The 13,287-nt window shown below is 61.1% G+C and carries 9 protein-coding genes and 1 tRNA gene; 3 read left to right on the forward strand and 7 right to left on the reverse strand.

Features of this window, described 5'->3' with window-relative positions:
- Nucleotides 1-536 (reverse strand): pectate lyase-like adhesive domain-containing protein (locus BRAO375_RS37030; RefSeq protein WP_035642064.1); only part of this gene is annotated, 536 nt, incomplete at its 3' end.
- Nucleotides 537-1,154: 618 nt separating this feature from the next.
- Nucleotides 1,155-1,412 carry a hypothetical protein gene (locus BRAO375_RS25150; RefSeq protein ID WP_083842533.1) on the reverse strand — a complete coding sequence of 86 codons (258 nt, stop codon included), beginning with the start codon at nucleotides 1,410-1,412 and terminating at the stop codon, nucleotides 1,155-1,157.
- 457 nt (nucleotides 1,413-1,869) lie between these two features.
- On the opposite strand from BRAO375_RS25150, the gene BRAO375_RS25155 reads away from it, so the two are divergent.
- Entirely contained in the window at nucleotides 1,870-2,562 is a 693-nt protein-coding gene (locus BRAO375_RS25155; RefSeq protein WP_009030264.1) for a phytanoyl-CoA dioxygenase family protein, read from the forward strand.
- 114 nt (nucleotides 2,563-2,676) lie between these two features.
- On the opposite strand, the gene BRAO375_RS25160 is transcribed toward BRAO375_RS25155, so the two are convergent.
- Both BRAO375_RS25160 and BRAO375_RS25165 read right to left on the reverse strand, forming a co-directional pair.
- Nucleotides 2,677-2,970 carry an HdeA/HdeB family chaperone gene (locus BRAO375_RS25160; protein ID WP_009030265.1) on the reverse strand — a complete coding sequence of 98 codons (294 nt, stop codon included), beginning with the start codon at nucleotides 2,968-2,970 and terminating at the stop codon, nucleotides 2,677-2,679.
- Nucleotides 2,971-3,970: 1,000 nt separating this feature from the next.
- Entirely contained in the window at nucleotides 3,971-5,749 is a 1,779-nt protein-coding gene (locus BRAO375_RS25165) for an acyl-CoA dehydrogenase family protein (protein ID WP_009030266.1), read from the reverse strand.
- A gap of 292 nt (nucleotides 5,750-6,041) precedes the next feature.
- Between BRAO375_RS25165 and BRAO375_RS25170 the strand changes: the two genes are divergently transcribed.
- A tRNA-Gln gene (locus BRAO375_RS25170) sits at nucleotides 6,042-6,116 on the forward strand.
- A 24-nt stretch (nucleotides 6,117-6,140) separates the two neighbouring features.
- On the opposite strand, the gene BRAO375_RS25175 is transcribed toward BRAO375_RS25170, so the two are convergent.
- Both BRAO375_RS25175 and BRAO375_RS39045 read right to left on the reverse strand, forming a co-directional pair.
- Nucleotides 6,141-7,460, reverse strand: coding sequence for a site-specific integrase (locus tag BRAO375_RS25175; RefSeq protein WP_035642068.1), 1,320 nt, complete (start codon nucleotides 7,458-7,460; stop codon nucleotides 6,141-6,143).
- Nucleotides 7,461-8,507: 1,047 nt separating this feature from the next.
- Nucleotides 8,508-8,738, reverse strand: a complete 231-nt coding sequence (locus BRAO375_RS39045) for a hypothetical protein (protein WP_175345361.1) — start codon at nucleotides 8,736-8,738, stop codon at nucleotides 8,508-8,510.
- Nucleotides 8,739-8,769: 31 nt separating this feature from the next.
- Here BRAO375_RS39045 and BRAO375_RS25180 point away from each other — a divergent pair, with 31 nt between their 5' ends.
- Nucleotides 8,770-9,807, forward strand: a complete 1,038-nt coding sequence (locus BRAO375_RS25180) for a DUF4062 domain-containing protein (RefSeq protein WP_244423287.1) — start codon at nucleotides 8,770-8,772, stop codon at nucleotides 9,805-9,807.
- Between the two features lie 88 nt (nucleotides 9,808-9,895).
- Here BRAO375_RS25180 and BRAO375_RS25185 read toward each other — a convergent pair whose 3' ends face one another.
- Nucleotides 9,896-13,234, reverse strand: coding sequence for a toll/interleukin-1 receptor domain-containing protein (locus tag BRAO375_RS25185; RefSeq protein WP_009030272.1), 3,339 nt, complete (start codon nucleotides 13,232-13,234; stop codon nucleotides 9,896-9,898).
- Nucleotides 13,235-13,287 lie beyond the last annotated feature (53 nt).

The following is a 13,287-nucleotide window of genomic DNA, read 5'->3' on the forward strand; positions in this document are numbered from 1 at the left end:
CCGCCGGCGCCGCCCGAATGCGAGCCGAACGTGCCGCCATTGCCGCCGACCGCCGCGTTGTTGGTGAAGGTCACGCCGTCGATCGTCACGTTGGCGCCGGACGCCACGAACAGGCCGCCGCCCGCGCCGAGGCCGCCGCCGCCACCGCCGTCACCGCCGCCGCCGCCATTGCCGCCGCGCGCCCGCATCGCGTTGATCGTGAGATTGGAGATGGTGACGACCGGCGTATTGGTGCCGCTGACCTGGATGCCTTGATAGGCCGAGGCGCCGTCGATCGTATTGTTGTTGCCGGTGATGTTGACCGTGACGTTGCTGGCATTGGCCACCAGCGCACTCAGCGAGCTCGACAGCGTGAAGCCGGCCGTGAAGTTGATGTTGATAGTCGAGTTGGCGCCTGCGGCCGCGACCGCTGTCACCGCGGTATCCCAGTCAGCCTGCGATGCGACATCGATCGCATGCGCGCTGCTGGTGATTGCGAGCAGCGCGGTGCCTGCGAGCCAGGCAATCCTCCAGCTGCGTTTCGCCCGCTGGCGCATCGTGAAACTGGTGTGTGAAGGTGCAGCAGTTATTTGCACGGTTGTTTGCAACGACATCAATGCCTCGAACGCCGAGCAGCAGTGCTGACTGCTGACGGAAAACCGACTCTTAGAAAAGCCGGCCGAAGCTATCGGCACTGCGACCGAAGTTCACGCGCAAGTGTGACGAATTGTGTGCGTTGGTCACGCGTTGTTAACGCATGTTGCCAAGCGGCGACAGGATCTGCCTGCGACCTTGCATATGAGTTGAATCGTGAGAGTGTTTTGATACCAGCCGCTTTGCCGTGCCCGTAGTTTAACGGGAATGCTGAAGCAACGCGATCATCTGCCGTCAGCTGATGTCGTTGCGATCATCGTGGCGATCAGATTCGGCACGGAGTCGTTGCGCTCGTCCGTTTCCAGACGTCGTCATGACCGAAGATGTGCCGCAGTCATCCACGTCATTCCGCATCTTCGAAGGGCTAGATGGCCGCGCGCTCGCTCTGCCGACCTATTTCGGTTCGGTGGGCAGGACCAGTCCAGCAATGACGGAGGTTCTCACGAGCAGGGGTGCGCGTCGCGAGAACCAGAAGCTTGCCATGCGATCGCACCGCCGCGTCGTCGCGCGGTGCCCCCGACCTATTCCGCGTAGGCCCGCCACCGTTCCACGCGGCGGACATGCACCGGCGTCAGGCAGCGCCGAGCGCGGTTGATCTGCGCATCGGTCGCGCCGCGGCTGCGCGCATACATTTCGGCGACCTCCGCCGAGTATTTCTCGACGTAGTAGCGCACGTCCGAGCACGACATCCGCGTCTCCGCACCTGCATCGTTGGCCGCCTGCACCCCGGACCCCATCGCGAGCATCAACAGCCCTGCGGCAATCACGCCCCGCAACATCGACATCCTCCCCGTTGTCGTCACCGGCTGCTAACAGGCGTGACTCGGAGCGCAGGCACAAATTAACAATGACGGCCGCGTGACATCGCGCGCGGACTGTTGCTTGACGGTGTCAGTTGTTCCGCGATCGGAACTGGCGGAGCGAAAAGCACCCTGCTGCCGCGAACAGCGGATCGCTCTCTATTTGGGACCGACGCGCGCAAGCCGCGCTGACTCGGGAGCTCACTCCGCATTCGCGCGCAAACTGGCGCAGTCATTTTTGAAGCAGCGCGATTGAGCCCGGAATCCACAACCGCGAACGCCAGTTCGAGACGACGTCCCGCTCACCCTGATCGCGTCTCACCAGCATCGAAAGCATGGCTTCGGGCTTGCCCTGCGAACACACGGACATGACGGCGGTGGGGGGAAACGGGCGCAATTGCCAAACTCCGGCACAGCGCTTTAATCTCCTGGTCGCATGACCCTCGCGCTCTCTCCTCAGCAGGCATCGCAATTCGCCGACACCGGCGCGCTGCATCTGGCAGCGGCGCTCGAAGCGCCTGCTTTGCACGATCTCGCCGCTGCCCTGTCCGACCACGCCCCGGCGCAGGCCGGCGCGCGCCTGCATGGTGTCGCAGCGTTGGCACCCTTTCTCGCCCATGACGGCCCGATCGGCCGCGCCGCCGCCGCCGTTCTCGGCGGCGCCACGCGCCCGGTCCGAGCCGTCTATTTCGACAAGACCACGCAGGCGAACTGGGCCGTACCGTGGCATCAGGACCGCACCATCGTGGTCCGCGACCGCATCGAGGTCGCAGGCTTCGGCCCGTGGACCATCAAGGGCGGCCTGCAGCACGTCGCGCCGCCCTATGAGGTGCTCGCGCGGATGGTCACCCTGCGCGTCCATCTCGACGCCGTCCCCGACGACAACGCGCCCCTCCTGATCGTCCCCGGCTCGCACCGCCTCGGCCGCATTCCGGAAGCCGATGTCCCCTCAATCGTCGCGCGCTGCGGCACCGGCGTGTGCCGCGCCGAGCCGGGCGACATCTGGCTGTATGCGACACCGATCCTGCACGCCTCGGAGCCATCGGTGCAACCGGGGCATCGCCGCGTGCTGCAGGTGGATTTTGCGGCCGATGAGCTTCCGGGCGGATTGGATTGGCTTGGAGTGTGAGTCGATCGAGGTGGGCGGATGAGCGGAGCGTCATCCGCCATCGGCGGAGCGGTGACTTGGCGGGTCACGTTGGCCCTGACCCGCCCCAACCTCGGTGGCGTCAGCTCGACGGGACTACTTGCCGAGTATCTTCTCCGCAGCCGTGACGATGCTGACCGTCGGGTGCTCGGCGCAATAAGTGCCGAACTTCTTGGCGTTGGCGACGAACTCCTCGGTGTCGAACAGCGCTTCGTCCTGGTCGCCCTTGTACCAGCCGTCCAGCCAGATCAGCACCATCTTGATGGTGTCGTCGCCGCTCTCGACGAACTGCTTGCAGCTCATGGTCGAGAGATCGAGAACGACCGCAGAGGCCGGAGCCGGTGACAGCAGGAAGGCGGCGGCAAACAGCGGGGCGGCGAGTGATTTCATGAGTCGTCTCCGAATGGATATGATGAAAAACAATGAACTATGCAGAGCGTTACCAATCCCTTCGCAGATCGGCCTGAAAGGCATGATCCGGCTGCGACGAAACGGCATGGTTAGCACTGGCCGGGGCGCGCTTGGAAGTCAAGGATACGGTGGTCGAGTGTGGCGACCCGCTGCGCCCGTCGGGCAAATCACGTCGAGCCGAGATGATCCTGTCAATAGATTCTGAAAAACATAAATCGCTTGGCCGTGCTCCCAAATCAGCCTTATGGTCCTGTCATCCCGTTGCACGGTAGGGGACGGTTCGCGGTCGTCACGGACGTTGGCAAGGGGATGCGGTGGACGCGGGCGGTCGCAGTGCTCTTGCGCGGACGAACGGCCCCTCGCGGACGGTGAAGGCGTGTGGTCCCGATACTCCGACGCTAGTATCCAGCGTAAGGCGCGAAAGCGCAGTGCGCGACATGGTGGCCAGAAAGCCCGGCGCACCAGGGAGAGCGCGCTATAGCCCGTTAAAACCATCGCGCGGGGAAGGCCGGGCGTTCTCGGCCAGACCTGTGGTGACTGCCGCCTGCTTTTTTCCTGCAGGCGGGCCACGGGCGCGGCCAGCGCCCGGCCTTCCCTGCGCCCTCCATTCGGAGAGGGCGGGACTTGAAGGACATAGCTCGGGCGCGATCGCGTCGCGAGGAGGTGAGTGCTTGTTGTGGATCAGTCCGAATGCTGTCTGAGTGTATGGATCAGCTTGCCACTTCCGTCATTGCGAGCGCAGCGAAGCAATCCAGAGCGAAGCAAGGACTCTGGATTGCTTCGCTGCGCTCGCAATGACGGAATGTGGGGCAGGGCGCGCGCCACAAACTCTTCCGTCGTCCCGGCCTTGAGCCGGGACCCATAACCCCAGGGAGGAGTGCGGGGCGCGGTGGTGGACCAATCTTACCCAGCCACGATGGCCGGTGGCTATGGGTCCCGGCTCAAGGCCGGGACGACACCGAGTGAGGGGCGCGAGTCCTCACGCCACCAGCACCGCCTCCGCGCCGAGCACCGCGTCGGCGCCGTCGGTGACGGTCTTTTCCAGGGACGGCGCCTGCACGGCGAAGGTCTCGGCGAAGAAGCGGGCCAGCGCGACGTGACGTGCGCCGTCGGTCTCGTTCTCGCTGCGCGCGGCGAGCGCTTCGTTGGCCAGCATGCAGCCGCCGAGCGCGGAGCCAAACAGCCGCAGATAGGGCGTGGCGCCGGCCAGCGCGTCGTTCGGCGCGGTGCCGAGCTTTTCCAGCAGCCAGCGGCTGGAGCGATCGAGCGCGCCGAGCGCCTCGCGCAGCTTGGCGCCGGTGGTGCCGAAGGCCGGATCGTTCGAGGCCTCGACACGGCGGACGATATCGGTGAGCTCGTCGAGCAGCTTGAACACCGAGGCGCCGCCATTGGCGCCGAGCTTGCGGGTGACCAGGTCGATCGCCTGGATGCCGTTGGTGCCCTCGTAGATCGCCGTGATGCGGGCGTCGCGATAATGCTGTGCGGCGCCGGTCTCCTCGATGAAGCCCATGCCGCCGTGGATCTGCACGCCGAGATAGGCGACCTCGTTGCCGATGTCGGTCGAGAACGCCTTCGCGATCGGCGTCAGCAGCGCGCCGCGCGCGGCGGCATCAGTGCGCACGGCCGGGTCCTTGGCGCGCACGGCGACGTCGAGCGCCACCGCGGTCGCGTAGCAGATCGAGCGCGAGGCGGCGGTGAGCGAGCGCATCTGCATCAGCATGCGCTTGACGTCGGGATGGGCGATGATCGCATCCGAGCCGGTGCCCTTGCTGCCGACCGCGCGGCCCTGCTTGCGCTCCTGCGCATAGGCGAGCGCCTGCTGATAGGCGCGATCGGCGACGCCGACGCCCTCGAGGCCGACGCCGAGCCGCGCCTGATTCATCATCGTGAACATGCAGCGCATGCCGGCATTCTCTTCGCCGATCAGGTAGCCGATGGCGCCGCCATTGTCGCCCATCGTCATGGTGCAGGTCGGCGAGGCGTGCATGCCGAGCTTGTGCTCGACGCCGGACGCATAGATGTCGTTGCGCGCGCCGAGCGAGCCGTCCGTGTTGACGAGGAATTTGGGGATCAGAAAGAGGGAAATGCCCTTGGTGCCGGCCGGCGCATCCGGCAGCCGCGCGAGCACGAAATGCACGATGTTGTCGGTCATGTCGTGCTCACCGTAGGTGATGAAGATCTTGCTGCCGGTGATGCGGTAGGTGCCGTCGGCGGCGCGCTCGGCACGGGTGCGCAGCGCGCCGACGTCCGAGCCGGCCTGCGGCTCGGTCAGCTGCATCGTGCCGGTCCATTCGCCGGAGATCAGCTTGCCGAGATAGATGTCCTTCAGCTCGTCGCTGCCGTGGGCGTCGAGCGCCTCGATCGCCGAGAGCGTCAGAAGCGGGCACAGGCCGAAGGCGACGTTGGCTGCGCTCCAGATCTCGGTGCAGGCGGCGTTGATGGCGAGCGGCAGGCCCTGCCCGCCATGCGCCTCGGGGCCGGACACCGCGTTCCAGCCGGCCTCGGTCCAGCGCTTGTAGGCGTCCGGCCAGCCGGGGGCGGTCGTGACCTTCTTGTCAGCGAGCTTGATGCCATGCTTGTCGCCGATCTTGTTCAGCGGCGCGAGCACGTCGGTGGCGAACTTGCCGGCCTCCTCGAGCACGGCGGTGGTGATGTCGGGGTCGAAATCGCCGTAATGGCCAGCCTCGACCGCCGCCTTTAGCCCGGCGCCATGGTTGAGGGCGAGCAGCATGTCGTTGAGCGGGGCGCGATAGGTCATGGCGTGTCCTCGGGGGCTTTGACAATTGGCCGGTTTGGCCGCCGTCATCCCATGAAACCGCCCAAGCCTCAACTTTTTCGCAGGTTGATGCGGCGGGCTGCCGCGGCGGGCCCGGCGGGACGGGATAAGGGCTTGCCCGCATTGACGAATTGGCTGGCCGGCCGGATCACCCTGGGGCTGCGCAAATTTCCTGCGGCGCAGCGGTTGAAATGGACCGGCGCGCTCTGTAGACCACGGTCGCCGTTCCGGAATCGCCTGGCGCCCGCGCGCCATCCCGATCCGGCTGACCTGATGGGGCGTAGCCAAGCGGTAAGGCAGCGGATTTTGATTCCGCCATTCGGAGGTTCGATCCCTCCCGCCCCAGCCAGATTTCTGGAGCCCGGTCAGTATCTTACATTTTTACGACTTTGTTGTTCTGAAACTCGCCAGACTCCGCATTCTGAAACTCTGTTTGCGTTGTGTTCGCCAAAACGTGAGCTCGTCGTTTGCGTGTTGCCGCGAGGATTCGCGGAGCTGTGCGCTTGGCGTAGCCGGAGTAGCTTTCCCTTGTGCGGTGTGCCGAGAGGGCTCGGCCCTGTCCTTCCGTAAGTTCGGCCTCCTCAAGCTCGGTCATCCCGCCATGCCGGCAGGCGTCGAGTGTGAACGTGACGGGTAGGCCGATTTCCTTCCGCATTCGCTGAACGATCTTTTGCATGCCGGAGAACGAGTAAGGCTTGCTGACGGCCTTTGCGCCGGGACGGATGTATCGCTTGTCCGTCGGTGGCAGCACCTCCCGCAGGATCATCGGCGTTCCTAGACGCTTCAGATTAGCCAAGATCGCCTCGGCCTCCGGATAGAGCTGGATAGCCGTGCCGTCGTCGAGCACGTCTTCAAGCGGGTGGTCGATCCGTGCGCCGGTCTTGTGATGCTCAATCTGGATGGTCGGTGGGGTGGTCTGCCGGTAGTCCGTCCATTTGATGTGCCCCGCTAGGACGTTTTCAGGGCGCTGCAGCCATTCAAAGCAGATGACGGCAGCTGCAGCTGCACCAACTTCGCCGCGCTCCACGCAGCCTTGTGCAAAGATGTAAACCTGCTCGCGGGTGACGGCGTGCTTGGTCGCCTTGGTGCGGGTTTTCATCGTTACTCCGGGCCAAGGATTCGGGATATCCTTGGCGAATTCGGCCGGGTACAGTCGATGAACCACGCGCCATGCCTTGCGGCACAGGCCAACAAATTTCTCACCGCGCCGAAAGAGGGTGCTCTCGCCCGCGTCATCCCTGATGAACATCTCGTACAGCTTATCAGCGGCGCGCGGGGTGATACTTTTGATTGGCAAGCAGCCGATGCGCTCTCCTCTTTTGTTAAGCAAGCCGCAGATGGCTTGCATGCTGTGCTCGTAGCCGGGTCGCGAGCGCTTAGAGACTTTTTCGAGATATGCCTTCGTCTGCTTATATTCGCGGAAAAGCCAATTAACAGAGCCGACGCGCGCTATGGAAGCCTTTGGGTTGGGGATGCCCTTTCGATTTTGATTCCATTCGTCAAATAATGTATTCAAGATGGCAGCGCGACCGCCTTCACCATCGTTGCCGCATGCCGTGATGTAATCGCCGAGTGCCTCGTTCGGGATGGGGCAGCCAAGTTTCCGGAAGTGGGTCGGGACGGTGTAGTAAAATGCTTGGCGGCCGTCGGCGAGCGTCTTAGGAATGACGTGCCGGGGCAGCTTTAATGCCACAACTACAGATCCTCGGCGGCGTCGTATTCGGTCGACGTCGGCGCTATTGCGCGGTCTAAGTCCTCTCGTAGCCATAGCTGTCGACGACCCTCTCTAACCCGGGGCCGAGGATACTCTTTTCCGACGCGACTGAGGAAGCCCTCAATCGTCGTTTCACCACAGTAGCCGGCGGCAAGTGAGGCTGGCATGCGCCGCGGCCAGCAGCCTACAGGGATCTCGGCCCGACGTTTCAGACGTGCCAAGGGGTCGGCTCTCGGAAGGCAGTTGCTGCGAAAAGATCGCCGTGCATTCTCATGTTGCTCGCTTGCTCCAGGAAGCTAGCTAACTTGGACTTGAACAAGATTCGGTGCTCAGAACAGTGCGGTACTGACTTTCGTCGGAGAGCTCGCGATGCTGCCACGTCAAGCACGTGGGATAGCAGAGACATGGAATTGGCCGCCAAAAGGTCCGCTCTGAATCCAGGGAAAATTTGGCGCCTCTGGCGTGCAAAAAGGAAGCGGTCGCGTTGATCGAGATTTGCCGCCTCTGATCGTAACCACTCTCCCATAGAGGAGAAAAGACCGGTGGCGAGCTTCAGCGAAGGAGGAGATAGTTCCAATAGGATTCTGGAGCGCAACTGGGGCGGGGTGCCTCGGTGGAATAGCGCGTCGCTACATTCAACCCAAGATTAGACTGGTCGGGCCTGTAACCAGACCGTTATGAGCGGCAGACTATCGATTGAATTTGTTGATTTTGCTGCATTTTCCTTTTGTTCCGATGGCGTTCATTGCGCTTTGATCAGGTTGTTTCTGGTGCGAAACTGGTGCGGCTAATGCGTTCCGAGCAGCGATTTCGGTTGCGGTGCGGGTGACGCCTCCAATGTTCATTTAGGCCAAGCAGATGGGAGCACTGCGAAAGGCAGTGGCGGCAGGACAACAAGGGATAATCAGTTAGATGACGCGCATGGAGTGAATAATTCAGTCTGAAAGAGTTCAGCCGCATATCAGAGCACGCTATAAATCGGAATAGACGCTGCATTGGGGCTCGACGATCTCGATGACGTTTTGGTCAGAGGAAGATTTGCCAGATCTCCTTGAACCTTCCGACTGTCGCCGCTGCAGCGTCCAGCACCAGCTTCTCGGATATCCTAGCTTTAGCTGCGAGATGCTTGAGTTCATCCTTTGAAAATTCGGGCATTAAGCTAGAGTTGAAGAGGGACGCAGCAGGCGTCATGAGTTTTGTGTCTGATTGAATGGCTAAATCTTCAAAAATACGAGTTATGATTTCGAGCCGCTGCAACGACCGATTCCCACTCTCCTCGAAGAGCGGTGTGAATCTGAGCGAGCTTCGTGTCAAACTTAAGCAAGATATTGAGACAGCATCCATACTCGGCGAGCGGCCATACGAAGTGTGGATACACGAGAGGGCCACGGAGGACCTAGAGCTCGATGCATGGGATGAGTGTCTAAGGCAGGCGCGCGAGTGCGACATCTTCATTGCACTATATAACGGTCATGCGGGGTGGACGAGCCGGAGAGATGGCAATGTAGGAATTTGCCAAGCCGAGCTGCATCTCGCCTACTCGCAAGCGCCAGGAAAGGTGTTCATCGTGAACATCTTTGAAGCGACCTCTTCCAAAGTGCCCTCGCGACCAGCGGACAAGAAATTTCAGAAATTTGTGGAAGAACAGTACCGATTCGGTCGAATCATCAAGGATCCCGTCAGCCTGGAAAGCCAAATCTGCCAGACCGTCGTCGAGGCCACGGTCAAGATGGTCCAGAGGGGCGTAATGGAGGCAAATCGGGGGAAAGGCTATCTGGGGCCGGCGCTCGATTGGAAAAGGCAAAACTATCTCGAACGCAAGGCGAGCATGATCGCAGCCGTGAGGTCGAGCCTTGAACCGTCCGGATCAGCGAGCACAGAAGAGAGCTGTACAGCGACAGTTGGAGGCGCACGTATACTGTTCCGGCTCGGAGCAGTCCCGGACTCGATGTCCGTAGCTACGGCTCGCGAAATGGTCGGGCAGCCCCACTTAGCCGATCACGATTGGATCCGCCAGCTTGCGGGCGTTGAGGCAGGACCAGTGCACCTGATTGCGTGCCACAAAAGCGTTACGGAGGCCCAAGCCACGCGGATGTTGGGCTTTCCAAATGCCGTCGTAGTGAATGGCCCATTCGGGATTTATGTTGCCGATCCAGTTCAGGCGATTCAGCTAGTTCTGATTTCAAATTGTCAGGATGAGACCAGGACGCAACACGGCGTTCAACGCTTTCAGGATTGGCTATTGCAGGCAGAACAATCCGCAATACTGATTCGCCTCGCGCGAAAGAGGAAAAGCCTGGTCGCATTGCTCGCAAAGGAGAGTTAGGGCGGACCTTCGCTCGGCTGCTCTCGATGGGTTGCTTCACTGTAGCTGGGCAATGCTCCCACGGTTTTAGGCGAAACTCTTCCGCCCGTTACTCGACCTGGAGAGGGGCCGAGCTGCAGGGGGAGGCGACCTTCACGTTCCCGATCAGGGCCGTGAGTTCGGCGCTCCCAAGCTCTCGTCCGGCAACCGCGCAAGCTCGCTTCAATAGAACCTCGGTTGCAAGAGGCCATATTTCCACACGCCCATCAACCCGCCCCGCCACCAGCTGTCCAGACTGAGCGAAAGACATGGTCCCGATGTCTGAATTGAAGGCAGCCAAGCGTACCGTAGTCGGCGGAGTCTGCGAGAGATCCCACAGCACCACGTTGTTTCGCAAGACGCTCGAGCTTACCAGCCATTTTCCGCTCGGATCGAAGGCAAACCTTGAGACATCACTGTTCATGCCGGGAGAGTTGGCCGCGTGAGCATCGGATTGTAGCGCCAACTTGAAGACACCGTTCCGAAACTCCCAGAGAAAGGCCGTTCCTTTTGAGCCGCCGGCGGCAAGCCATCGGCCATCCGGCGAAAATGCAAGCGCTGTGACTTGCGTTTCCGGTCCAACCAACTCCTGAATTTGCGCGCCGGACCTGCCGGTGGCCGGATCGACATGGCGTACCACGACAACCAACTTTCCTGACTTTCGAAGTGGGTATGCGAGCAAGCCGTTCTTGGTCGAGACAGTTTGAACGTCAAAAGAAGCGGGAGATTTCTGTTCCACAACTAGCGGCGAGCAACCGGCCTGTCGCGGGTCGACCTGAACAAGCTTCGTTTCCTGCCCATCTCGTATGCTTGCAAAGAACGTCGAACCGTCGACGCCGGCCGTCACTTGACCCACTTGGTCGGCCAGCTCGCAAACCGGCATCAACGCGATAGGGTTTTGCGTCAACCGGTAGATTCGAAGAACAGAGGACTGTTCGCTAGCGATCGCGATGAAGTTCCCATCGCCAGAAATCTCTAAACCGGTAAGCGGGCCCTTCAGGACAGACCGCACCGCGAGATCGCTTGCACCTGAAAGTACGGACGCGACCTCCCAAAGAGCCACGACTCCGTTCACATCGGCGTAGAGGAGGTACTTGTCGTCCTGAAGAAAGCGAAGCGCCATCCCGATGCCGACCTGTTGAAGAAGCCTGTGATGGACCGGAGCCTTTCCCCTCAGATCAGAAAATACCACGCCGCCACGGCTCGATACGTGAGCCAACAGTCCGGGCGTTTTGGTGCTGGCGAGCTGGTTCACGACATAGTTTGGGTGTGTGAAGATCGTGGTTGGCACGCCACCGTCATCGGCTTGGAGGTCCCATCGCCGTAACTCTCCTCGGAGCGAAATGGCCACCAAGGCTAACCCGCTTTTCGAAAAGAGAACGTTGACCGTAGTCGCTTCATTGCCGCTGAGGCTCCAGTGCTTGACCTCATTGTCTCGATCGGTTGGCGCGTGCCAGACGTCGAATGACTTACCGTTTTGGCTCGGCAAAAGAGCAATCAGCCGCGTTGTATCGCTGACGAAGATCCGGCGTCCTTCCAATGCTCCCTGAATTGCTGGCAGCTGCACCTTGGAATAGGGGCGCCCCTCACACGTGCCGAAATGGATGTAAATGGCGTTTGCTGTCGTCGCCTCGGCGACCGCGCAACCATTCTTTGCCGGGAAGAACGTTGAATCAACGGAGACCGGACGAAACGTCCCTGCGCGGACCAATCCATTCGGTCCTTCGGTGCGATAGACCTCGATCACGCCCTGTTTGGTCGTGCGCAGTATCGAATCACCTCCAAAAATCGTCGGCCTCCACTGAGGTGAATCCCAGCCCAATGTACCGGCGATGTCGAAATCATGGGGCGGCGTTTGGCCCAGCCGCACGCCTATCATTGCTGGCGTACCGGTCAAATCGGCAGGGTTGCTCGGGTTTGCCCGCCATCGTATTGCCTCCACAACCAGCGCGGCCTCGTCGGTTGCAAACCAAGACGATCGAAGTTCTGTGTAGAGTGCGTCCCCGCGCCAGTCGAACCGCGTAATCTGGCCGGTCTCGACATTCGTGAGCTCTAGCGCGCCGCTGTCGTGCTTGCCGTCTTGCTTCATGAATGTCGTACGCGCGATGAACCGCCCCTTGGGCGAAATCGTGTAGCCCGTGCCGGCCGTCTGATCGCCGACGCCGCGCACGTAGAGACGCTTTCGTCTTTCCATATCCCATACCTCGGGGCCCGCGGGGGTCGTGAGCAAGATGCGAGCTGCGGCCGGCGCGACAGAAAACGAAGAGGCGCCTTCCACCGTCAAGATCTTCTTGCAATCGGAAGCTGCCGCATGAGCGATCAGGCAGCTAAAAATCGACGATTTCTCATCCAAAGCCAGCAATTTGTCCTCGGCGATTGCAGCCCAAATGAGCTTGGCGGCCGCTGGCACCGCGATCGTTCTGACCTGAGACGCCTCCTCGAAGGGATCAAGGATGAACAATTCGCCGGTCTGCTTTTTGCCAAGAACAAGGCCTGAATTCCCGCTATCGAGAAACGAAAGTCTACCGAGTTCGGGTGCAATCGGCTTGCCGCTCACAACCTGAAGGCTGTCCAGCAACGCGACGAATGATTCAGGAAGAACCTTGTGGTCGGCATCTCGCGTCGTATTCACGCTGGCTGCGGCCAGAAGCAGGCTTCGTTGCGGAAAGTTGGGCCGTTCGAAGTTGGATTCGAAGGCGAGCAGCCGGGATGCTGCCTCTCTTGCATTTTGGTCAGCCGCCGTCCGTTGCGTCCAGAAACCTCCAGTCGCTATGACGGCGAGCAGCGCCAACAGGGAAACACCGACAGCAATATACTGAAATAAGCGAATTCGTCGTCGATCCCTTCGCCGACTTCCCAGCTGAGAGCGGATGGCGTCAGTGACCTCCTTGGACGGAGCAGCATTGATCGCGGATGGAGCCAGCTTGATGTGCAGAAAACTCCGTAGCTTTTTGACGACTGGGTGGGCTTGGACGAGCAGGTCGTCCGCAAAGAACACCGCGATCACCCTCGGATCCTCGGGGTGTGAGGCAAGATATGCGTCGACCTCGGTCAAGACCCAATCGGGAGAGCGCAATTCGCAGATCTGAGGCGTAATCAAGACCACAAGGAGTGTCGATTTGCGCACATTTCGCAGCGTAGCTTGCGGCAGCGGATCGCCCGGCACGAACTGGGTCGCGTCAATAAAGGAATTCGTGTTTTCGGCCTCGAGCGCCTCGTGCAACGCCCGGGCATAGACGGCTGCGTCCGACCGGCGGTACGAAATGAATACGTCATAACCCCAGAGGCCGTCGACCCATCGATCCCAGCGTCGCGGCCAGCTCTCGCGAGCTTTGTCGATAGCCTCTACCAGCGTCTGACCGCTTTCGCTGGCTTGTCGTTGGAAGTCTCGCTGTTTGGTTTGGCTCATTGAGTCTTACTGGGTATCAACTTGAACGTCGGACAACATCTGCCGCGGTTAGG

Source organism: Bradyrhizobium sp. ORS 375, from assembly GCF_000239775.1.
Classification (GTDB): domain Bacteria; phylum Pseudomonadota; class Alphaproteobacteria; order Rhizobiales; family Xanthobacteraceae; genus Bradyrhizobium.